18 protein-coding genes and 1 tRNA gene are annotated in these 22,139 nt (G+C 50.1%); 5 read left to right on the top strand and 14 right to left on the bottom strand.

Going from position 1 to position 22,139, the window contains the following annotated elements; genetic code table 11:
* Positions 1 to 18 precede the first annotated feature (18 nt).
* From JKP77_RS08580 to JKP77_RS08595, 4 genes are all read right to left on the bottom strand, one after another.
* Positions 19 to 109 (bottom strand) — tRNA-Ser (locus tag JKP77_RS08580).
* Between the two features lie 160 nt (positions 110 to 269).
* Positions 270 to 467: a carbon storage regulator CsrA gene (gene csrA / locus JKP77_RS08585; RefSeq protein ID WP_218310772.1), complete on the bottom strand. Its 198-nt coding sequence runs from the start codon at positions 465 to 467 to the stop codon at positions 270 to 272.
* A 136-nt stretch (positions 468 to 603) separates the two neighbouring features.
* Positions 604 to 3,201 carry an alanine--tRNA ligase gene (gene alaS, locus JKP77_RS08590; protein WP_218310773.1) on the bottom strand — a complete coding sequence of 866 codons (2,598 nt, stop codon included), beginning with the start codon at positions 3,199 to 3,201 and terminating at the stop codon, positions 604 to 606.
* Between the two features lie 134 nt (positions 3,202 to 3,335).
* Positions 3,336 to 3,827 carry a regulatory protein RecX gene (locus JKP77_RS08595; protein ID WP_246601146.1) on the bottom strand — a complete coding sequence of 164 codons (492 nt, stop codon included), beginning with the start codon at positions 3,825 to 3,827 and terminating at the stop codon, positions 3,336 to 3,338.
* Positions 3,828 to 3,952: 125 nt separating this feature from the next.
* Between JKP77_RS08595 and JKP77_RS08600 the strand changes: the two genes are divergently transcribed.
* From JKP77_RS08600 to JKP77_RS08610, 3 genes are all read left to right on the top strand, one after another.
* On the top strand, positions 3,953 to 5,158 hold the full coding sequence (locus tag JKP77_RS08600) for a GNAT family N-acetyltransferase (RefSeq protein WP_218310774.1): 1,206 nt from the start codon (positions 3,953 to 3,955) through the stop codon (positions 5,156 to 5,158).
* A 1-nt stretch (position 5,159) separates the two neighbouring features.
* Positions 5,160 to 7,247 carry a M13 family metallopeptidase gene (locus JKP77_RS08605; RefSeq protein ID WP_218310775.1) on the top strand — a complete coding sequence of 696 codons (2,088 nt, stop codon included), beginning with the start codon at positions 5,160 to 5,162 and terminating at the stop codon, positions 7,245 to 7,247.
* 138 nt (positions 7,248 to 7,385) lie between these two features.
* Positions 7,386 to 8,468, top strand: a complete 1,083-nt coding sequence (locus JKP77_RS08610) for an MBL fold metallo-hydrolase (protein ID WP_338024853.1) — start codon at positions 7,386 to 7,388, stop codon at positions 8,466 to 8,468.
* A 4-nt stretch (positions 8,469 to 8,472) separates the two neighbouring features.
* Here JKP77_RS08610 and JKP77_RS08615 read toward each other — a convergent pair whose 3' ends face one another.
* Positions 8,473 to 10,092 carry a tetratricopeptide repeat protein gene (locus JKP77_RS08615; RefSeq protein WP_218310777.1) on the bottom strand — a complete coding sequence of 540 codons (1,620 nt, stop codon included), beginning with the start codon at positions 10,090 to 10,092 and terminating at the stop codon, positions 8,473 to 8,475.
* Between the two features lie 160 nt (positions 10,093 to 10,252).
* On the opposite strand from JKP77_RS08615, the gene JKP77_RS08620 reads away from it, so the two are divergent.
* A complete protein-coding gene (locus tag JKP77_RS08620) occupies positions 10,253 to 10,804 on the top strand; it encodes a hypothetical protein (RefSeq protein WP_218310778.1) in 552 nt (183 codons plus the stop codon).
* Between the two features lie 137 nt (positions 10,805 to 10,941).
* Here JKP77_RS08620 and JKP77_RS08625 read toward each other — a convergent pair whose 3' ends face one another.
* From JKP77_RS08625 to JKP77_RS08665, 9 genes are all read right to left on the bottom strand, one after another.
* Positions 10,942 to 13,146 (bottom strand): xanthine dehydrogenase family protein molybdopterin-binding subunit, encoded by a 2,205-nt coding sequence (locus JKP77_RS08625; protein WP_218310779.1) that lies wholly within the window; start codon positions 13,144 to 13,146, stop codon positions 10,942 to 10,944.
* Positions 13,133 to 14,158: an FAD binding domain-containing protein gene (locus tag JKP77_RS08630; RefSeq protein ID WP_218310780.1), complete on the bottom strand. Its 1,026-nt coding sequence runs from the start codon at positions 14,156 to 14,158 to the stop codon at positions 13,133 to 13,135. Before JKP77_RS08630 ends, JKP77_RS08625 begins: the two co-directional genes overlap by 14 nt.
* Complete coding sequence (locus JKP77_RS08635) at positions 14,155 to 14,655, bottom strand: (2Fe-2S)-binding protein (protein ID WP_218310781.1); 501 nt, start codon at positions 14,653 to 14,655, stop codon at positions 14,155 to 14,157. The genes JKP77_RS08630 and JKP77_RS08635 overlap by 4 nt, the downstream gene beginning before the upstream one ends.
* Positions 14,656 to 14,935: 280 nt before the next feature.
* Positions 14,936 to 16,522, bottom strand: coding sequence for a diguanylate cyclase domain-containing protein (locus JKP77_RS08640; RefSeq protein ID WP_218310782.1), 1,587 nt, complete (start codon positions 16,520 to 16,522; stop codon positions 14,936 to 14,938).
* Between the two features lie 7 nt (positions 16,523 to 16,529).
* On the bottom strand, positions 16,530 to 17,819 hold the full coding sequence (locus JKP77_RS08645; protein ID WP_218310783.1) for a hypothetical protein: 1,290 nt from the start codon (positions 17,817 to 17,819) through the stop codon (positions 16,530 to 16,532).
* Positions 17,797 to 18,291 carry a type 2 periplasmic-binding domain-containing protein gene (locus JKP77_RS08650; RefSeq protein WP_218310784.1) on the bottom strand — a complete coding sequence of 165 codons (495 nt, stop codon included), beginning with the start codon at positions 18,289 to 18,291 and terminating at the stop codon, positions 17,797 to 17,799. Before JKP77_RS08650 ends, JKP77_RS08645 begins: the two co-directional genes overlap by 23 nt.
* A 175-nt stretch (positions 18,292 to 18,466) precedes the next feature.
* Positions 18,467 to 18,613 carry a hypothetical protein gene (locus JKP77_RS08655; protein WP_218310785.1) on the bottom strand — a complete coding sequence of 49 codons (147 nt, stop codon included), beginning with the start codon at positions 18,611 to 18,613 and terminating at the stop codon, positions 18,467 to 18,469.
* 77 nt (positions 18,614 to 18,690) lie between these two features.
* A complete protein-coding gene (locus JKP77_RS08660; protein WP_218310786.1) occupies positions 18,691 to 20,337 on the bottom strand; it encodes a SulP family inorganic anion transporter in 1,647 nt (548 codons plus the stop codon).
* A gap of 21 nt (positions 20,338 to 20,358) precedes the next feature.
* Positions 20,359 to 21,006, bottom strand: a complete 648-nt coding sequence (locus JKP77_RS08665; protein ID WP_218310787.1) for a carbonic anhydrase — start codon at positions 21,004 to 21,006, stop codon at positions 20,359 to 20,361.
* A gap of 143 nt (positions 21,007 to 21,149) precedes the next feature.
* On the opposite strand from JKP77_RS08665, the gene JKP77_RS08670 reads away from it, so the two are divergent.
* Entirely contained in the window at positions 21,150 to 22,103 is a 954-nt protein-coding gene (locus JKP77_RS08670) for a hydrogen peroxide-inducible genes activator (protein WP_218310788.1), read from the top strand.
* The last annotated feature ends 36 nt before the right edge of the window (positions 22,104 to 22,139 follow it).

A 22,139-nucleotide genomic window follows, 5' to 3' on the forward strand; every position in this document is an offset into this window, starting at 1 on the left:
GCCACCATCAACGAATAATGGCGGAGAGGGAGGGATTCGAACCCTCGATACGCGTAATGCGTATGGTTCCTTAGCAGGGAACTGGTTTCAGCCACTCACCCACCTCTCCTTAAGTGGGGCTGCATTTTACGGATTCACTGAGGTTAGTCAAACCTTTTTTCGTGAAAAAATACTGCCTGACGGCATTTTAAGCAATTTGTGCAAAAAAGCAGTAATTTGTTGGTTTTCTCATAAAAAAAGGCTGGTAAACACCAGCCTTTTCTTTTGACTTACTCTTTATCGGGACTGCCGGGCTGACCACCTTTCTCAGCCTGGATCCGCATATAAATTTCTTCCCGGTGCACCGATACTTCTTTAGGCGCATTTACACCAATTCGTACCTGATTCCCTTTAACACCCAAAACAGTAACGGTCACATCGTCACCAACCATCAGGGTCTCACCTACACGACGAGTCAAAATAAGCATTCGCTTGCTCCTGTTCCTTATTTACGAACAATCCTTTCAAAGTGTATTACGCCCCGGCACGACCCGGAGCACAATGTCAGTGATTCCGTGTTTTTGTGTCACTTCAAAAACTCACTGAAAAACAACATGAACTCGATTATAGCTTATCTTCCAGCCAGCCGGTAACGGAGTCCAACGCAGCCTGCAGGTTTTCCGGCTTATCGCCGCCTGCCTGGGCCATATCCGGACGACCACCACCTTTACCGCCAACCTGCGCTGCCACAAAGTTAATCAGCTCTCCGGCCTTTACCTTACCAGTCAGAGATTTGGTCACGCCGGCTATCAGATTCACTTTGTTATCACTTGCAACACCTAGTACTACGATACCTTCGCCGATTCGGTTTTTAATATCGTCTACCATGCCACGTAATGATTTAGCTTCTACGCCTTCCAGTTTTGCCACCAAAACCGAAACGCCACTGATTTCCTGCTTACTGTTAAGCATATCAGCACCTTGCTGACTTGCCAGTTTTTGCTTGGCAGCAGTGAGGGTTTTTTCCAGCTCTTTCGATTGCGACTGTAAAGAACTGATGCGTTCGATTAGCCCAAGACTGTCGGTTTTTAACATACCCGATGCCTGATTAATCAGTGTTTGCTGAGCCTGAACATACTCAATGGCTGCTTCGCCGGTAATCGCTTCAATTCGGCGCACACCGGAGGCAATACCGCCTTCACTGGTGATTTTAAACAGACCAATGTCACCCGTACGGTTAACGTGCGTACCACCGCACAACTCTACGGAGAACGACCCCATGGTCACTACACGTACTTTTTCATCGTACTTTTCACCAAACAGTGCCATCGCGCCGGATGCCTTGGCTTCTTCCAGGTCCATTAGTTCTGTTTTCAGCGGATGATTGGCTCGGATTTCTTCATTCACGCGTCTCTCGATTTGCGTCAATTGCGATTCGGTTACCGACTCAAAATGAGAAAAATCAAACCGCATACGCTCAGCTTCAACCAATGAGCCTTTCTGAGAAACATGCTCGCCCAGAATTTCACGAAGCGCAGCATGCAATAAATGCGTGGCGCTGTGGTTCTTCTTAATCGCTTCACGATTTGGCGTGTCGATTGCCGCCTCGACTTTGTCGCCCTTGGAAATAGTGCCTTTTACCGTACCGCGATGCGCAAATGCATTGCCCATTTTTTGCGTATCACTCACGATGAACTCACCGTTCGCCACGCGCAACACGCCTGTATCACCACTTTGGCCACCCGCCTCTGCATAAAATGGTGTTTTGTCCAACACCACGACGCCTTCCTGACCGTCACTAAGCTGTTCGCAGAACGCGTTATCGGTGATGAGCTCGACCACGTTCGCTTCACCGTCCACATCGGTATAACCCGTAAACTCTGTTTGCTGGTCAACGTTTAGCTGCGAATTATAGTCGGCACCAAACTGACTGGCTTGCTGAGCACGCTTACGCTGCTCCTGCATGGCCGCTTCAAAGCCCGCTTCGTCGATTTTCATATCATGTTCACGGGCAACATCATTGGTTAAATCAACTGGGAAGCCGTAGGTATCATACAACTTGAAGACCACATCGCCCGGGATAGTGTCACCCTCAAGCGAGTCCAGCGTGTCGTTAAGCATGGCCATACCACGCGCCAGCGTTTTACTGAACTGCTCTTCTTCTACACGAAGTACTTTTTCAACAACCGGTTGTTGCTCCACCAGCTCGGGATAGGCCGCGCCCATTTCCTTTGCCAGTGCGGCTACCAGCTTATAAAAGAAGATGCCATCCGCGCCCAGCTTGTAACCGTGGCGAACCGCACGACGAATAATGCGGCGCAGTACATAGCCACGACCTTCGTTGCCAGGCATCACCCCGTCACAAATCAAAAAGCTGCACGAGCGAATGTGATCGGCAATCACGCGCAATGATTTATTTTCCAGATCGTCAGTGCCAACAATTTTTGCGGCAGCCTGAATAAGGTTCTGGAACAAATCAATTTCATAGTTGCTATGCACATCCTGCAGAATCGCAGAGATACGCTCAAGCCCCATTCCGGTATCGATAGATGGCTTAGGAAGAGGCTCCATGGTGCCGTCTGCCTGCTTATTGTATTGCATGAATACCAGGTTCCAGATTTCTATGAAACGATCACCATCTTCTTCGGGCGTTCCCGGAGGTCCACCCCAGATATGTTCACCGTGGTCATAAAAAATCTCAGAGCATGGGCCGCACGGGCCGGTATCGCCCATCGACCAGAAGTTGTCTGACGTGCTGATGCGAATAATCTTTTCTTTCGGTACACCGATATCGTTTTCCCAGATAGAAAACGCTTCATCGTCTTCGGTATACACGGTTACCAGCAACTTTTCTTTTGGTAGCTTCAGCTCTTCAGTCAGAAACGTCCAGGCGAACTGAATGGCTTCTTTTTTGAAATAATCCCCGAAGCTGAAGTTACCCAGCATTTCAAAAAAGGTGTGGTGGCGCGCCGTATAACCCACGTTTTCCAGGTCGTTATGCTTACCGCCAGCACGCACACAGCGCTGTGCCGACACGGCTCGTGTATAGCTGCGCTTTTCTGTACCCAGGAAGCAGTCTTTGAACTGATTCATACCGGCATTGGTAAACAGAAGCGTTGGATCATCCGCTGGCACCAGAGACGAGCTCGACACGGTTTGATGACCATGACGTTTGAAATAATCAAAAAAGGTTTGGCGAAGGTCAGCTGTAGATAATGTCATTGAGATCCTAACTTCCTATTCTTAATAAACGAAATGTTGCTACGGCCAGTCATCCTGAGGACGGCCGCACACGCGCCCTGGAGGGCGCAACAATATCACGGAAAGCGCAACTATGTTAAGCAATTGCGTGCATTTTACTCACCGTTAACCGCATAATTTATGTGGCTTTGAGAGAATCCCCGGTAACTGAGAAACTGCATCTGCTTCATCTTGTCTTTGTACTCCTGCGGATGCTGCCCCCCAAAGCGTTTTTCTTTCACCTGTCGGGCCAGCTCAAACCAGTCGGCATCCAGTTCGTTAAATACGCTGTCGAATAATGCCTCAGCGACACCATGCTGCTGCAAATCCGCTTTGATTTTCCGCGGCCCTGCCCCTTTAAGCATTAATGACCTTGCCCGTGCCTCAGCATAACGCGCATCGCTCTGTATGCCAGCCTCCCGGAACTCATCCAAAACCGGCAAGATAGCGGCCTCTTCCAACCCTTTTTGCGTAAGTTTACGTACGATCTCTTCCATACTGTGTTCTCGTCGTGCCAGCATGCGAGTAATCGATGCAACAATGACTTTTCGGTCAGGCTCGGACATAGTGGGGTCAAGCGCATCAGCGGGGTCAATATTATCGTTCATACACGAAACCTTTTAACGTGGTGTGACGTAACGGTCTGATAGTCGTTTTACGCAATATCAACGCAGCCACATTCCGGTTGTTTACGTAGACAATAAATTAATTGGTTACCCAGATAGTAAACGAAATGGGATTTCAGTTCAGGTTTATCAAGCACATAACAGATGTGGATGCAGGCAGGTGGGATAGGCTCTCTCAGCAAGGTGGGCCGTTCATCACACACGCCTTTTTGCACGCACTGGAAACCAGTGGCAGCGTAGGCCCTGACACGGGGTGGACACCGCATCATCTCGTTATTGAGAAAGACAATAATCTTGTCGCTGCGATGCCCGGCTATCTGAAATCCGACAGCTACGGCGAATACGTGTTTGATCATGCCTGGGCGAATGCCTACTTTCAGCATGGACGCGACTATTATCCGAAATGGATAAGCGCAGTGCCTTTCACTCCGGTTACCGGGCCCAGAATCTTATTTGATACTGACTGCGACAGAGAGGCATTGGAAAGTGCACTACTAGACGGCCTCGATTCATTACAAGAGGCAGGCGTATCTTCCCTGCATGTGCTATTCCCTCACGCAAAACCAGATATGTTATCTCAGGCTGGCTATCTTTCACGCTACAGCGTGCAATTTCAATGGCATAACTATGAATACCAATCTTATGACGATTTTCTTGCCGCTTTAACGTCCCGCAAAAGAAAAGACATGAGGAAAGCGTACTCACAATTGCCGCAACAGGGGGTGACTATAAGCCGTCTGACGGGTAATGCGATCACAGACGATGACAAAGCGTTCTTTTATCACTGCTACATGCAAACTTACCTGAAGCGAAGCGGCCATACTGGTTATCTCACTCACGCCTTTTTTTCAGAAATCTTTGATACGCTGCGAGACAATATTTTGCTGGTGATGGCGCGAAAAGATGACCAGAGAGTAGCCAGCGCACTTTTCTTTTATGATGAAAGTGGACTGTATGGCCGTTACTGGGGAAGCATTGAAGACATCGATGGTCTGCACTTTCTGTGTTGCTACCTTGAGGGCATTCATTTCGCCATCGAGAAGTCACTGCCACTATTTAATCCCGGCACTCAGGGCGAGCACAAGATCCTGCGCGGTTTTGAACCTGTATTTTGCCGATCCTTTCACAAACTCTTCGCCCATGAATTTCATCTGGCTGTGGCAGATTATTTACACCGCGAAACGCCAGCAGTGACAGGCTATTTCAATCAGGCGCGAGATGTTTTACCGTTTAATGCAAATTTTCAATCCAGGCTGAAGGCCACGTCTTTAGACACTACGGCCTTTACTATCGATAACAATAAGAGTAACTAAAATGAAAATGAAGTTTCTTGCTGCGGTGATTGCAGCATCATTGGGTGTAACGGGCTGTAGTCAGCCAGAGCAAACCTCAGAGCAAACAGATACCGCATCAGCGCAAAATGCGACATCGCAAGCTGATCAAGCCCCTGAACTGGGCACCTTCGGTGTTGACCTGTCAGCACGCGACGAATCGGTAAAACCGGGCGATGATTTCTTCATGTATGCCAGTGGGAACTGGTATGAGAACTACGAGCTTCCCGCTGACAAAACACGCTACGGCGCGTTCAATGCGCTTGCTGATCGCAGTGAAGAGCAGGTGAAAACCATCATCGATGACATCATGGCCAAAGATGACCTGAACGCCGAAGAGCAGCTGGTGCATGATTTTTATCAGGCTTACATGGATACCGATGCTATTAATGAAAAAGGTATCTCTCCATTGTCGGATGTATTAAACACAATCGACAGCATCGAGAACCGTCAGGATTTAACCAAAGTCTTTGGTAATGCGTGGCTGACCGGCGCTACCACACCGATCTGGGCCGGATTGTGGTACAACCGTCTGGATCCGAACGAATATCAGTTGAGTGTGGGAGTTGGCGGACTGGGTCTTCCTGATCGTGATTACTATCTGAGTGATGATGATCGCTTCGTGAAAATTCGTGAAGCCTACGTTACGCATATTGAAAACATGCTGACGCTGGCGAATGAAGAAAACCCAGCGGACAAAGCGCAACGTATCCTTGAACTGGAAACTGCCATTGCCAATGTGCAGTGGCCGCGTGAAAAGCGCCGCGATCGCGATCTGACTCTGAATCAGATTGACCGCAGCGAACTATCTGACACCTACCCTGGCTTTGACTGGGACACGTTCTTTGCCCAAAGCGGTCTGAAAGTACCGGCGCTGAATATTTCTCAGCCTGAGCCTGTTCGCGATGTTATCGATATCATTAACGACAAGTCGCTGGAAGACTGGCAGGCCTACCTGACATTCCATACGCTGACCAATAATGCCTCTCTGCTTTCAGAGGAAGTCTATCAGGAAAACTTTGATTTCTTTGGTCGTACACTGAGTGGACAGCAGGAACCTCGTCCACGCTGGAAACGCGCGATCAGTGAAATGTCTGGCACCGAGTCACTGGGCTTTGCTATTGGTAAAATCTATGTAGACCAATACTTCCCGGAAAGCTCAAAAGAGCAGATGTCCGAGCTGGTAGAAAACCTGCGTAAAGCACTGGGTAAACGTATTGACAACCTTGAGTGGATGAGCGAGGAAACGAAGAAAAACGCTCACGAGAAACTGCAGGCTTTCCATCCGAAAATCGGCTACCCGGATGAGTGGCAGTCGTTCGACGGATTGGAGATCACCTCTGACAAGCTGGTACAGAATGTCCGTAATCTGCGTAAGTTCTTCCAGGAGCAAGATGTTGAGCGAGAGCTAAAACCCACTGACCGTGAACGCTGGGGCATGACGCCACAACGTGTAAACGCCTATTACAACAGCTCGTTCAACGAAATTGTGTTCCCGGCTGCTATTCTGCAACCGCCGTTCTTCGATCCGAACGCTGACCCCGCTGTTAACTACGGCGCCATTGGTGCGGTCATCGGGCACGAAATGGGCCATGGGTTTGATGATCAGGGTTCAAAATCTGATGCCATGGGTATCCAGCGCAACTGGTGGACTGACGAAGACCGTGCGGCATTTGAAGCGAAAGCTGACAAACTGGCTGAGCAGTACAGTCAATACGAGCCTATCGAAGGTAACTTCGTCAATGGCCGTAACAGTCTGGGTGAAAATATCGGTGATGTCGGTGGTCTTGCCATGGCGTATGAAGCCTATCAGCTAAGCCTGGATGGGGAAGAAGCGCCTGTTATTGACGGCCTTACCGGCGACCAGCGGTTCTTCCTGGCCTGGGCTCAGGTGTGGAAAGAAAAACGCACTGAGCAAAGCATGCTGAACCAGTTACGAGCAGGAACCCATGCGCCGGGTCGCTATCGTGCGCTGGCTCCACGCAACCATGACGCCTGGTATGAAGCGTTTAACGTGCAGCCGGAAGACGAACTGTATCTGGCACCGGAAGAGCGCGTGCGCATCTGGTAACAAGCGTAACGTTATAATTTACGTGATAAAGCTGCAATTCGTTGCAGCTTTTTTTATGTGTAACAGAAACTTTCAAAGGGTATGTCACTGAATTATTTGCTGATACACTTCCTGTCATTCAACGCACAGGGAAACTCAGTGAAAGCATTAGTATGGACTGTTTTATTCGTGTTAGCCGGCTGCACCACAAGCAATTCGGTTAATAGAAATGTCCCGGACGATGCGGTAGTAAACTACAGCGACGTTGCCGGCTATGAAGACAGATACAGCAACCTGTACGATGACTTTCGCGCCTACCCGGTGACCTGCGAGGAAAATTGCTATCCTCCCTCACCGCTTATTGACTGTGAAACCGACATGCAGGATTGCCAGTTTACCGGCACCAATCCGGATAGCACACTCAACGCAGGCTTTACCGTAACCTGGCTCGGCCACGCCAGCTTTCAGATCCAGACCGCCACTGGCGAGCAGTTTCTGATTGACCCGGTATTCAATCAGTTCGACTGGCCGGTAAACTGGGCATTCCGTATTGCCGAGGGGTTTAACCGCACTCCCGCTGAAGTGCCTGAAGCAGTATCCATAGAAAATACCAACGCGGTGCTGTACTCCCATATTCATTACGATCACTTCCATAAAGGCGACATCGCTGACATCGGCACTGCCCCGTCTTACCTTGTCCCTCTGGGCTTCGCAGACCATTTTCCTGAAGATGGCTACCGGGTGATGGAAATGGCCTGGTACGCCAGCGAGAAAATAGGCGCGACTACCGCGTACTTTGTGCCCGCGCAGCATTTCAGCAGCCGCATTATGGTGCCCTATTTGTACGAAGATAACGATAAAACCCTGTGGGGTGGCTGGGTATTGGAACAGGGAGGGAAAACCCTGTTCTTTGCCGGCGACACAGGGTACTCGCCACACTTTAAGGACATTGCAAAGAAGTACGGCGACATCGATGTCTGCCTGTTGCCCATTGCCTCTTATTTCAGTGAGGAGTCTCCCCGCTGGTATCGTAAGGTCCATACAACACCGGAAGACGCCCTGATAGCTGCCACCGAATTGAACTGCAAAGTGATGATCCCCTGGGGTTACGGTAATGCCAGTTGGCGCATGGGGGATAAAACCTCACATTCTGCACTGTTCCGATTGCTATATATGAAAAAGCAGCTGACTAACGAGATCCCTTTACATATTCTGAATGAAGGTGAAAGCGCACGCTTTTGATGGCTCAGGTTTCGTCAGAAAACGCCCGCCATTTTGCTTTCATTCTGGCAAGCTGCTTTTTCATTGATTCCACGTTGTGCCATGGCCTGAAATAGGTGTCTTGCTCAGCCATATACGGATATGGAAAAAACCCAAGGTCGATAGCTACCGCTAACCAGGAGATCGCTTCTTCGCGCGCACCTGTCGCCGCATAGGCAAACGCAATAAAGCGCGCCAACATTCCATTGACTCTGGCACTGTCTTTCTCTTGGGGTAGTAGCGCGACATCAGCAGTGACGCCATTTACCCCTGCGTAAAAGGCAAATGCAAGTTTAGCAACTAAGGTCTGTCTTTGTTGCGGTTGAAAGCCTTCGCAAACACTAGCAATGCGTGCTGCCTCTTTATTCATTGCCAACACCCAGACAAGAAACAACCTGGCCAGATCATTTGAGGGATCCAGCGCCAGCATCTCTTCATAAGGTGCAATTGCTGACTGAACGTCGCCGGTCATCAGACTGTAATAACCGGGCATACACCGGCTTAATGGCGTAAGCGGATCTACAATTTGTAACGAACGAATATAGGGTTTTGCCAGCTCAGGCTGGCCTGCCAGTAAATAGCAGTTCGCAATTAACACCAATGCATCCGGATCGTTTGGGTTTGCCTGAAGCGCCTGCGTCAAGGCACTCACCGCGCTGGACAATTGGCCGTTAATGTAGTCAAACCATGCCTGTAGCGATAGCGTAAAGAATTCTTCCGGATGTGTTTTTCTTAAGGTCAGAAGAATGCGCGAGACCTTCTCAACCGGCGCATCAGAGCAGTCAATTCCTGACTCCCGCAGTTGCAGATAGACCCGCCCCAGATAAGACTGTATCAACACGTTACCGCCAACCAGTTTGTCCGCAGCGTGGAGAAGTGCTATCGCCCTGGCAATAGCATCGGGTTGCCACTGTAGCGATGCTGCTCTTGCCTTATGCAGGTATTCCCAGGCAACCTGACTATTTAATAGGTGGTGTTCAGTTTGCGCCAGCGCTAAAGAGGGTTGTGAAAGCGGTAAGCTGTTGATGAGTTCCGAAACAATCACCTGCGCGAGGCGTTGCCAGTCTGGTGAAGTCTGGTCGTATCGGGCGCTCCAGACTACCCGTTGTGAAGCCAGTTCAATCAGCCGCACGTGCGCCCGGCACACGTCCCCTGTAAGCCGGATACTGCCTTCTACATAAAAGCTTACATTCAACAACGACAGTTGCGTAGCCAGATCCTCATTGCTGTTTATCAGCCGGCGTGAGGAGGAGAAACTAATCATCGTCACAGCGGGAAGGTAGGATAAATCCGCAACAATATCCTCACACAAAGCATCTGCAACGAAAGTCTTTCCAGGATCATCAATGAGTTTTTCAAACGGCAGTAAAGCCATGCACAGTGAAGACGTGGGATACGGCTTGCTGCTCTCTCCATCAGAGCGTAAAGCAAACCAGGTATCCAGCTCATTTTGATAAGCAAAAATTCGCGCGGCCGACTGATGCTGATGCCTGTGCACGGGCAAGCCTTCCAAAGACTCCCATCGACGCACTGTGCGCTCACTTTTCCCGAAATAATTTGCAATTGCCTTCCAGGATCGAAAGACCTTATCACCCTGTGTGCTCATAATCGCGTCGTACCGGTTGTGCAGAGACTCTGTCTTTAATCGTTAGTTTATCGTTATCGCTGCCGGTAATGAATGACCGTTTATGACCGGCTGTGTCCGTTTCACATTTTCTTCTGACATCTATAGTGGTTTGCGGGTTTACAATCTGCAAGGAAATACCATGACTAATCCTATTACCTCTGTCTTAGTTTTAACTAAACATGTCGCGCTTTACGGCATTTTTATCAGCGCCACAGCTGCAGCCGAACCTCTGGACCATCATCGTGACAAGCGATGGACCCCAGTATCAGGCACAGCTACCCATTACTTCCCGACGGCCATACTGCACTCGTCAGAGCCAACCGAAACGGGCAAAACGGAGCAAAGTACTGACACGATCGATCTGGAAGGTGACATAAACGGTCGCATTGTTTACCACGTCACCTCTGAGTTTGACTTTGTCGAAGGCACACTTATCAATACCGGATATCAGGTGTTTTCCGGAACGGTGCTGAACGGTAAACCAGTAATGATTCTGGATGATAACTTCATGTTCAGGGTTGATTTAAATACCGGTGATACACACGGTGACGTATACCTGAACAGACCTCTTGCCGGGAAGCGCACCCAATGCAGGCTGAAAGTGACCGGCACGGGCTTCGATGCGGATGGTAACGGACTGGCCGATTACCAGGGACTTTGCCGGGTTTACGGGAGAAATAAAAAACCGTAGCAGTGTTATCAGTGTTTCGGGGATAAGGTGTCCTGTTATCCCGGCTTACTTTGTTCTTTCCATATTACAATACACCAGAAGCTACTCCGCCGTGTGAGGGTAGCTTCCGGATTATCGTGTATAAGTCAAAGTCCTGTTCAGCCCAGCGCTTTCAATTGATTCATCACCTTATCCAGGGTTATCGGAAAATCACGCACCCGCACACCACAAGCATCAGCAATCGCATTTGCAATGGCTGCACCGGCTCCCGTTATCCCCAGCTCACCAATCCCTTTTGCGCCAATGGGAGAGGCGTCGTAGTCAGCTTCTTCTATGAAGTCCAGTGACACTTCACCGATATCGCGGTTTACCGCAATGTGATACTCCCCGAAATCCGGATTCAGGAAACTTGCTGTCTGAGTGTGATGATGAATAGCTTCCGTCAGTGCATAGCCAGCGCCCCACACCATGCCGCCTTTGAGCTGCGACGATGCTGTTTTAAGGTTAAGAATTTTTCCCGCCGAAAACATGCCGTACTGACGTTTAAGACGCACCTCGCCGCTCACCATATTTACTGCTACTTCTGCAAAATGAGCACCACAGGAATATTGTTCATCCTCACTGGTGTCCTCTTCCCCCACTTCGCCGGTTTCCTGAAGCGGGAATGCAGACGCATCGAATAATGTGGTTAACGGCACCTTGCGTTTTCCTGTATGGTTCTCGCACAGGACCACCGCGCCATCCAGAGAGATCGCAGAATCTGATGCGTCATCGCCAAGCGCAGCTTTTAGTTTATCGCACAATGCTTCACAGGCTTTGTGTAACGCAGAACCTGTGCTTGCCGCACCAAATGAGCCTCCTGACCCGCAGGATACGGGTGAATGACTGTCACCCAACTCAACAGTGACCTTATCCAGTTCAGCGCCAAACACCTCTGCGGCTATTTGGGCAAGGATAGTATACGTTCCCGTGCCAATATCCGTCATATCAGAGCGAACGGTCAGCTGCCCCTCATGGTCCAGTGAAATACTGGCCCGACTTGGCGTTAACATATTTAACCGCATGGCGCTGGCAACACCATGACCGTAGAGAGTATCGCCACTGGCCTGCGGCTTATTACCCCAGCCAAACTTTTCTGCGCCCTGCCTGAGACAATCTGCCAGCCGATGACTGGTAAACCGCGTCTTTGATACCGGGTGAACCTCAGGCATATTGCAAAGGCGAAAGGCCAACGGATCCATACCGGCTTTTTCTGCCAGCTCGTCAATGGCAGATTCAAATGCCAGCGAGCCAATAGCATCACCTGGTGAACGCGTTGAATCGATAAGCGGTAAATCGACGTCTTTCACCCGATGCGTACTGACGATTTCTTCAGCATCATAAGTTACTCTGGCAACCGCCCCCGTCGCTTCCGCAAACTGGTATCCTTTCGCTCGCGGCATGGCACTCTTATGGCTGATCTGCCCCAGCTTTCCATTTGCGTCACAGCTTAAGGATATTGACTGATAGCTGTTACCCCGGTGAGGCGTGTTGTAAAAAACCTGGCGCCGTGAAAGCACGACTTTTACCGCATGCTTGAGGTGCCGCGCTCCTATGCAGGCAAGTATGGCGTCATAATGCAAACCGAGTTTTGAGCCAAAGCCGCCGCCTACATAAGGGCTCTTCACTACAATATTTTCAGGCTCCATTTCCAGCGTAATAGCCAGTGCCTCAACAGCAGACGCCACGATTTGCACGCTGCAGTTAACCGTTAATGTGTTCCCGTCAAAACTGGCAACGGTGGCATGAGGTTCCATTGCCGCAGAGATCTGCGATGGCGTGGTGTAATCTGCTGACAACCTGATGTCGTGCCTGTCCTGCGACGTATTTTTTACATGTACATCAGGCTCAAAACCACCGTCCAGAGAATCCGGCGTGACCTTGGCGTCGTCCGGCCCTTCAAGCAGATCAGGACGCTCACTATTGATTGAAAAGCGTACCAGACTGGCCGCGTATCTCGCCTGTTCCAGCGTATGTGCTACCACTAAGGCTACGGGGGCGCCGTAGTGACGTATATGCGGCTCATGCAACACCGCGCGACTTTGCGTGAAGCGACTTTCATCAGCAGGCTTACTAAACGGTTTTAGCGGACCGGCATTTTTGTAGGTTAACACTGCAACAACACCGTCAGCCTGTTCAGCGGCATCCGTTTCCAGCGTCGTTATTTCGCCAACCGCTTCATCTGACGCCACCAGCCAGCCGACATACGGTGTCGACTCTTGCTCGTGCTCAGCAGCATACCTGGCTTGCCCCCTTACTTTCAGAAGGCCGTCAACGCGATTCACAGGTTCACCCAAAACGTGCTTTTTACTATCGGTTTTCATACAAGGCTCCCTCATGTCCAGGCTGTTTTTTCTGTCGTTGTGCCAATGAAAGCATCACGCTTAAAAACACCCGGCGAAGTAACCCGGGCTTGAAATCGTTACTGCCAAACGTCTTTGCATCAGCAAGCTCTGCATCTATGGCCTTTTCAAGTAGCTGTACTGAAAATTTGTTTCCCTGCAGAATTTCAAGCGCTTTTTTGGGATACCAGGGAATAGTTCCAACTCCGCCGAAGCTCAGGCTGACCGAATGTATGGTCTCTTCGTTAAGCTCCAGTGCTGCGGCGACAGATACTAACGCAAACGCATAGGACGCTCTGTCACGCACCTTATAGTAGTGTTGAGTGCCTCGCGTTCCTGCAGGAATATATACGCTGGTAATCAAATCGCCTTGCTCAAGCACATTCTCGCGTTCTGGTGTCTCACCCGGCGTACAATAGAACTCGCGCAATGCGATATCACGGTTTTTTCCCATCGCTGTTTTAACCGATACCGAGGCATTTAGCGCCATCAACGCTACCGCCATATCCGAAGGATGCGTTGCAATACACTGCTCGCTGGTACCGAAAATGGCGTGAATTCTGTTCATCCCGGTTAATGCACTGCAGCCTGTGCCTGGCTCACGTTTATTGCAGGGTTTTGCGGTATCGTAAAAGTAATAGCAACGCGTTCGCTGCAGCAAATTCCCCCCCGTGGTCGCGCGATTGCGAAGTTGCACCGTAGCGCCGCTCAACAGTGCCTGAGAAAGCACTGATAACGAGGGCTCCCGCCAGGCGAAATTTGCCAGCTCGGTGTTAGTAACCATCGCGCCAATGCGATAGCCATTCCCGGTTTTCTCTATCTCGCTGGCGCCTTCCCACTCACTCAGATCCACCAGGCTAACCGGTGTTTCTATCTGGTGTTTCATCAGGTCAACGAGATTGGTTCCACCAGCGAGATATCGGGTCTGTGCGTCAAGATTCAGCTTTTCAACATCACCTTCACTGCCAAGTGTTTGTACGCTAAATGGGTTCATGACTGGCGCTCCAGGGCAATAACCTGCTCTATCGCATCGACAATATTGGGATAAGCGCCACAACGACACAGGTTGCCACTCATGCGCTCCGCAATGTCCTCCCGGGTTGAGCAATCCTGTTGGGCAGAAACAATGCTGGGATCGCTTTGCGCCATCTCATTGAGTAACGCTACGCCGGAGCAAATTTGTCCGGATGTACAATAACCACACTGAAAGGCGTCCTTTTCAATAAATGCCTGTTGCAACGGGTGTAGCTCGGTATTGCTCCCAATACCTTCAATCGTGGTGATGTTTTTTCCCTTAAGCTGAAATGCCAGCATAAGGCAGGCGTTCATTCGCTGGCCGTCGACTAACACCGTGCAAGCGCCGCACTGGCCATGATCGCAGCCTTTCTTTGTGCCAAAAAGAGACAGGTTCTGATGAAGAAAATCCAGCAGCGTGGTTCGTGGATCGTCAGGTAATGGGTAAGACTCGCCATTGATATGTATGGCAGACATAGATACTCCCTCGCGTGTGGCCCGGTTCCATAACTTCAGGGGATGAAGGTGGGCAATGTCGTGTATGACAACTATTTACGAAGACAATACGAGTAACGATTAGCGGTGGGGGAATTTTTTATTTTTGCAGTCACAGGCTGATGACGCAGTGATTGCGTTTTAACCTGCTAACTGCGTTGTCGCTGACTTATTTGGATTGCCAAACGGCGTCAACGACGCCTTGTTTTCAACCATTTTAGTCACCAACATAAATAATGAACAAAGGTCAGCACTCTCTGGGCTACCCGGCGGCAATTTTATAAAAATTGCGCCCTGTTTGTTTGACGTCGTACATCATATTGTCTGCTTTTGCCAGCAGTTGCTCTATGGTATCGCCGTGTTGTGGTGCCAGCACAATGCCAATACTCGCACCGATTTCACATGAATCGCCGCTGTTTATGGGGATAGGTACACGAAACTCATCCAATATAGACTGTGCCAGTCGGGAAATGGCCTGAGTATGATCGTGATGGTCGACAAAGGCGACAACAAATTCATCACCGCCCCAGCGGATACAGATGTCCTTATCGAGATTAAGAAGCCCTTTAATGCGCTTGCTAATCGCCACAAGCACTTCATCACCTGCATCGTGCCCAAAGGTGTCATTAACGGGTTTGAAGTTATCCAGATCAATCATAAATAACACAAACTGGTGTCCGCTGAGCCGGGCTGTTGCCAGAGCTTGCTTAAGACGACGCTCGCCGGAACGTCTGTTCAGTAAGCCGGTTAACGCATCGTGGTCAGCTTCAAACCGATTTTTCTTCTCTCGCTCTATTCTCTCTGTGACATCATAGGCTACCACTTCAATCAGCGCGTCGTCCTTTGCCCGCGCTGCATTTCGCTGCTCTGTGACTTTCGCAAACAGGCAATGCGCCCATTTCACTTCCTGACCGCTAACGTATTCTAAGTCTACCGACATGTGATCGAGGAATTCTACACTGCGCATTTGCTGCAAGATGTTTTCGACTCGCTCTCGATCCACGAAGAGAGCGGCAAACTGAGGATCTTCCTCTGCTGGCGAGAACATCGCAGTAAACGCAGAATTTGTGGTGAGAAGTTTTCCGTTTGCCGTAATCAACCCTATAGCGGCACTGGCCTGTTCGAAAATAAGTCTGAAGCGCTGCTCCAGACGTTCCGTTCTTTCACGTAGCTGACGTTCTTTCAGAAGTGTGTCTTTCTGTGCCGCCATCAACGCATTGATTCTGGCGATCATAACGCCTAATTCATCTTTTCCCTGATAGCCGATATCAAGTTCCTGCATGGACTCCGGCTGCCCTACATCGACAGACTCGAAGGCTCTAGTCAGCCTGCGAAGCGGACTGGTTAGCCTTTTATGAACCAACATGGATACGGCAAGCGCAATGAGAATACTCAGTGCAATAAGCCCGACAACGGCTTGCAAGCCGATTTTCTGCGCCTGTGCCTGAATAAACCTGTCATCAGGCAGAACCACTAAACGTCCGACACGATCTTCTTTAAGAAAGGGGTCTGAAAGGGGGATGACAATCGCATCCTCGTTGCCGTCACTGATGCCTGACCGAATCACCCTGCCCTCGGCCACTTCGATTCGGGCACCTTCAACCAGATTGTTGGCCACGAGTCCGTTTAGGATTTCCTGCGCCAGTTCTTCATCCGCAAGGTACGCCGCAATGGCAGAGGTATTCTGCGCACTCTCAGCCAGCTGCACTACTAACTGCCGATTCACGTCACGCTGCTGCGCCAGGCTTAACCAGTAAGCCGCGGTGGCCATCACCAGGGATACCGCTAGCGCCAGCAGCGCCAGTTCAACAGCTACCCGTACATAAAGTCGGCGTTTCAGAGGCGTCATCAGAGACCTAAAATACCGTACTAACGCTAAGCGTAAATACGTTCATTCGCTCTTCGCCAACGTCATCAATTAACGCGTTGTTACCAAACAGGCCGGTGCCGGGGTTATCCATCCGAATGTGATCAAGCTGTGCTTTCGCAACCCAGGACGGATAAAAATGCCAGTTCACTCCGGCGCTCAGCGAGTACTGGTCAACCAGCAAATCGGTTATGGTCGCATTGGAACCCGCTATCAAGCCCACGATACCTGCGGCCAGTTCAGGCGGCGTGCTTGGTGGAATGTCAGGTGTCGAAAACCGAAAATCCATATCCTTAGACTGGGCACCGGAAACCGAAACAAAAGGGGTAAACTCGTCCATGTAATAGCCGACAGACAAGTAACCAAAGCGAAGTGACGTAAACAGTAACCAGTCTACATCGACGGAACCGACTTCACCTTGCACGTTCCAACGTTCGCCATCATATTTCACGCCTCCTGCCAGGTATTTTATTCTGTCTCCTTCGCCTGAAAACCGCGTTAACAGTTCATCTTGCTGTGGTAACAGTTGTGACGGAACCGAGTTGACTGCTTGCGTAAACACGTCAAACTGAGGAATCTGTGGATTATCGACAGTGCCGCTAGCGTAGGTCGATTTAAACTGCCACTCTTTCCAGCTGTATCGTGCACTCAGGCTTACCAGTTCTTTAAAGTTTGCCCGGAGTTTGCCGCTGCTACCTTTAAGGCGCGGTTGCGTTTGCCCAACAATAAGCCCTAACTCCAGAAACCCTTCACCCACATCCTGAGAGTGCACGACTTCCAGACCATCAACACTTGAAACGACAGACGCATTGGAATAGAACTCAAGCGGCGGTCGTGCCCAGATTTGCGCATACCCTACCGGCTTGTATTCTGACAGCATATACAGATTGCTGTTTACCCGACCGAGTTTGAACGACCAGTGTCGTGTAGGCCGGTAGCGCAAAAACGCCATTTCCAGATAATTACTGGCAGCAGTATCTGCACGGTCTTGCAGTACAACCTGTGCCACGGCATCCCACCTGTCGTTAATGTAATAATTAACCTGGCCGCCGAGTACAGAATCCGGCGCCAGCGATGGAGAGTTGCGTGGACGGTTAACCAGACTGGAGCGATACTGGATGTCGTCGTTGCTATGGGTGGTTACGGCTACCGTAGCAAAGCCATTAAACGTAACCTCTGCCAAAGCAGAATGGGCCATAAGACCAGCCATTACCGCTGCAATGGACAGCGTCATGCCAGTTATCGACTGATGACAACTACGAACTAAACTGGAAAACAATTTTCATCTCCGAAGTAATCAGCGTACGGGGAAGATAAGCAATAGCTTCTTCATTACTTACCACGTAATTCACAACATCAGGGAGTGACTCACTCGCTTCAGGAGGCTTTGCCCGCCCCGAAAATAAAAGCCGCGACCAGTAAGACTGGATTTTTCTTTCCGACTGATTAACCAGTTGCATATAAAAATGCGATTTTCCGCTGGAGCCTTGCGGCAAATCGACCGGATAGGCCACCTGTCCGTTGGGAAAGCGGTTGTATCGGCCCATGAAGATATCGACGACTTCTTTTTTCGTCAGCGTATCTACGCCACTGGCCTGGTTGACGACAACCACGAGAGGCTCATCCTGTGCAGCTTGGCTAACCGTCGCAGAAGACAGGCAGAGTAAGATACAAACCATTAACCATGACGCGCGCTGCACCATAACCTGAAGCAATCTGGTCAAGAGAGAAAAAATAGCGACCTCTTTCAATTAGCTTTTCCTTACCGCGCAAATAAGTTAAATGAATACAGTCAATGCAAGAGTGGAAGACTGTTAATATTACATTAACAAGGGGCATGGAATCAAAGTTTACATCGGGTTCGCTTCACAAGGGATGCGTTAATCCCGGACAATGTCTATTTGAAAAATGGCAGTGTATTTTCGCTTACTCAGTGTAGCGGGCAGTATGAAGATGCTGCGTAACATGGGTTCTGCAGCCGCATTCCATGTCATTGTCATCACCATTGTGCCAGATATCGCTGGCTAAAATACCGCTGTCACGCAGGTACATAGTCTGGACAAGCTGTGCCATTCGTTACGCCAGTATTGATAACAATACTTTTTGACATAAAAAAGGGGCCCGAAGGCCCCCTGCACACATGATGCTTGCTACTTCAAATCAGCAAGCTTTTTTGGGGTAAAAACGCTCTCGCCATCGTCATCGCCTGACTCAACGATTTTTACTGCGGCTTCCAGCGCCTCCCGGCGAGTCGCGAACAGTGGAATGTCGTGATGGTGGGCATTGATACTCTTCAATACCTTATTGACCTTCTCATTCGCACCACAAATAAGCAGTGTTCTGCCAGATGCGATAGCATCAGAAGTAATTGTTTGTACTGCCATCGCAGCAGATACATCAACAATCGGAATGAGAGTAAAGTCGAGCAGCAATGCGCGCGAGCCAGGCTTAACCTGTTCACGGACATGGTGACCAAGATCCGCAGCAGCACCAAAGCTCAAAGGACCGCCAAAGCTGAAAATGGTAACTTTGCCGTGCGTTTTTGCCAGCAATGCATTTTCCTCAGGATCACTGAGCGTGTCGGGAATGTTGTTCAGCTCTTCAATCTGAATCTGTGCAATCTGACGGACATATGCAAGCGCTGCCAGTACAACACCAACACCTACAGCCGTGATCAGGTCAACAAACACTGTCAGGCCCAGTACCACTACCATCAGTGCAAAATCCCAGCGAGGTCCGGTGTGGGCACGTTTTAAGTACGCCCAGTCAATAATATCCAGCCCCACCTTCACCAGGATACCGGCGAGTACAGCATGCGGGATCTGCGCTGCCAGCGGGCTTAAACCAAGTACGATAGCCAGCAGCACTAATGCGTGGACCATACCCGAAATGCGCTCTTTACCGCCGCTGCGAATATTCACCACGGTACGCATGGTGGCACCTGCGCCGGCGATACCGCCAATCAAACCAGCAATGGTGTTACCAATGCCCTGACCAACCAGTTCACGGTTACTGTCGTGACGGGTACGGGTCATATTGTCTGCCACCAGCGACGTTAACAGGCTGTCAATCGCGCCCAGTATGGCAAGAATAAAGGCCGCTTTTATGATCACCCAGGCCTGGCTCTGATCAAATACCGGCAGATGCAGGCTAGGCAGGCCAGTAGGAATGTTTCCCAGTACCGGTACGTTCATGAATAACGCTACCAGCGTCCCAATAATGAGTGCAGCCAGCGCGCCAGGAATAAACTTGCCCAGCGAGGCTGGCCACTTATAGGCAATGATCAGCGTGCCCAGACCCAAAGCCAGTGTGGCGAAGTTGATGTCTGCGAGCGCGGTTGGCAGATAACTCAGCGCGCCGATGGTGCCACCCGGAGGCTCATGCCCCAGCAATCGCCCGAGCTGCAGAATGATAATAATGGCACCGATCCCGGTCATAAACCCGGAGATAACCGGGTATGGCACCAGCCGGATATACTGACCTATGCCAAGCACACCAAACACTATCTGAAAGACACCGGCCAAGACGACAGCGGTGAAAATCAGTGACACATCACCGGACAGTGATGCAAAAAGGCCAGCCAGTACCACCACCATCGGTCCGGTAGGACCCGAGATTTGTGAAGGAGTACCGCCAAACAACGCCGCAAAAAAACCTACCGCGATGGCCCCGTACAACCCGGCCATCGGGCCGACACCGGATGCCACCCCCAGTGCCAGTGCAAGCGGTAACGCGACGATACCGGCAGTCAATCCACCGGTAATATCGCCGCGTAAATTACTTAAATCTAACTTCATTTACTTCTCCCGCCTCTGAGCTCAGCGTGATAGCTGCTCTTCAGCGTAGGCTTCATCCATCGCTTCAAACTTACCGGTTTTCTCGTCATAGCAAAGCACATCACCTGACTCGATGTTATATACCCAGCCATGAAGTTTAACCTGGCCTGTGGCAATCTTGGCAGCCACTGATGGATGTGTACGCAGGTGCTGCATCTGCTGCACGACATTTTCCTGCGTAACTTCCTCAAGATGTTCATGTGACAGTTCATCGTGACCACAACGCTCTTTCACAACTTCACTGGCCACACGGCAATGTCCCAGCCACTCTTTGACATGAGGCAGTCCACTTAATGCTTCAGGATTCAGCGCACCTTTCATTGCACCACAATCCGTATGACCACAAATTACAATGTGGCTGACGCCAAGCGCCGCGACTGCAAATTCAATTGACGCCGTCATGCCGCCTGTCTGGTTGCTGTGCGGGGGCACAACGTTACCGGCGTTACGACAAATAAAAAGTTCACCTGGACCAGTTTGCGTTACGAGGTTGGGATCGATACGTGAATCAGAACAGGTGATGAAAAGGACTTCAGGATTCTGGCCATTTGCCAGTTTTTGAAAGGTGGCTTTTTTTCCCGGATAAACTTCTTTCTGGAATTTCGCTACACCAGATATTACGTGATCCATGATTCACTCCGAATACTTAGACTAAAGATGAATAGTTAACAGGAGAAAAGTGTCTCTTGATAGATTTATAGAATAATATACCTTGTCGTGATAATTTATGACTATCACATCTATGATAATAGGTTATTACGTGAGCAAAATCCATGCAGTTCAACGGTAAAACTCTTTCACTGAACCAGATCCGGTATTTTGTCACTGTTGCGCGTTATTTGAGCTACCGACGTGCAGCCTCTGTTTTGGGAATTAGCCAGCCCACACTAACTACCCAAATTAATGCACTGGAAAATACATTGGGTGTTTCCCTGTTGGAGCGTTCACGCTCGGGTACCCTGCTGTCACCGCAAGGCAAAGCCCTGCTGGAAGCCGCTGAAGATATACTTCAGGCTGGCCAGCGATTCACCGAAATTGCGCGCGGACTTTCCGATGGAGAAGGTGCAACATTCCGGTTAGGGATCCCACCAACACTTGGCCCCTACCTCCTTCCTCATATTCTGCCTGAGCTTCACGCAAGGAAGCCGAATCTCAAGTTCTATGTGCGCGAAGGCGCGCCACAGCAGCTTCATTATGGTTTGCTGAATGGCGATTACGACCTGATCCTTTCACCATTATCCAGTAAGAGTTCACAAGTGGTCACGCAGCCACTTTTCACAGAGCCTTTGAAGTTTGTCATACCCTCGGATCATCCTCTCGCGGGCCAGTCGTTAGTGCAGCCGGGTCAGTTAGGTGGAGAGAAAGTTCTGACACTGGAAGATCGCCACCATTTTCACTATCAGGTACATGATATTTGTATGCAAATCGGCGCGTCACTGCAGCGGGATTACGAAGGTACCAGTCTCGACACACTGCGTCAGATGGTAGTTATGGGAATGGGAGTGGCATTTTTACCCGGTTTGTATATTCATTCAGAACTGCATAAACCCGAGGCGCTTCACGTCTGTGAAATTGAAGGGATGCCAATTCAGCGTGAACATTCGCTGGCCTGGCGCAACACTTCACCGGGACGCCAAACCTTTCGCGCGCTGGCGACGCTGATGCGTGAAATTATCAGTGAACGGTTGTCTGAGGCTGTAATCGTGTCTGAGATGCCTACAGAGTGAGAGAGGCATTGCTGCTGGCACAATACCCCTCTCAAA

This window comes from Alteromonas antoniana (genome assembly GCF_019249295.1).
In the GTDB taxonomy this organism is placed as follows: domain Bacteria; phylum Pseudomonadota; class Gammaproteobacteria; order Enterobacterales; family Alteromonadaceae; genus Alteromonas; species Alteromonas antoniana.

What these genes read in the sequence shown, in the direction of transcription:
- csrA (WP_218310772.1), bottom strand. Translation starts at nt 467, where the DNA reads ATGCTTATTTTGACTCGTCGTGTAGGTGAGACCCTGATGGTTGGTGAC.
- JKP77_RS08625 (WP_218310779.1), bottom strand. Translation starts at nt 13,146, where the DNA reads ATGAAAACCGATAGTAAAAAGCACGTTTTGGGTGAACCTGTGAATCGC.
- JKP77_RS08635 (WP_218310781.1), bottom strand. Translation starts at nt 14,655, where the DNA reads ATGTCTGCCATACATATCAATGGCGAGTCTTACCCATTACCTGACGAT.
- JKP77_RS08660 (WP_218310786.1), bottom strand. Translation starts at nt 20,337, where the DNA reads ATGAAGTTAGATTTAAGTAATTTACGCGGCGATATTACCGGTGGATTG.
- JKP77_RS08595 (WP_246601146.1), bottom strand. Translation starts at nt 3,827, where the DNA reads ATGAACGATAATATTGACCCCGCTGATGCGCTTGACCCCACTATGTCC.
- JKP77_RS08640 (WP_218310782.1), bottom strand. Translation starts at nt 16,522, where the DNA reads ATGACGCCTCTGAAACGCCGACTTTATGTACGGGTAGCTGTTGAACTG.
- JKP77_RS08655 (WP_218310785.1), bottom strand. Translation starts at nt 18,613, where the DNA reads ATGGCACAGCTTGTCCAGACTATGTACCTGCGTGACAGCGGTATTTTA.
- JKP77_RS08605 (WP_218310775.1), top strand. Translation starts at nt 5,160, where the DNA reads ATGAAAATGAAGTTTCTTGCTGCGGTGATTGCAGCATCATTGGGTGTA.
- JKP77_RS08600 (WP_218310774.1), top strand. Translation starts at nt 3,953, where the DNA reads ATGGGATTTCAGTTCAGGTTTATCAAGCACATAACAGATGTGGATGCA.
- alaS (WP_218310773.1), bottom strand. Translation starts at nt 3,201, where the DNA reads ATGACATTATCTACAGCTGACCTTCGCCAAACCTTTTTTGATTATTTC.
- JKP77_RS08615 (WP_218310777.1), bottom strand. Translation starts at nt 10,092, where the DNA reads ATGAGCACACAGGGTGATAAGGTCTTTCGATCCTGGAAGGCAATTGCA.
- JKP77_RS08630 (WP_218310780.1), bottom strand. Translation starts at nt 14,158, where the DNA reads ATGAACCCATTTAGCGTACAAACACTTGGCAGTGAAGGTGATGTTGAA.
- JKP77_RS08670 (WP_218310788.1), top strand. Translation starts at nt 21,150, where the DNA reads ATGCAGTTCAACGGTAAAACTCTTTCACTGAACCAGATCCGGTATTTT.
- JKP77_RS08620 (WP_218310778.1), top strand. Translation starts at nt 10,253, where the DNA reads ATGACTAATCCTATTACCTCTGTCTTAGTTTTAACTAAACATGTCGCG.
- JKP77_RS08665 (WP_218310787.1), bottom strand. Translation starts at nt 21,006, where the DNA reads ATGGATCACGTAATATCTGGTGTAGCGAAATTCCAGAAAGAAGTTTAT.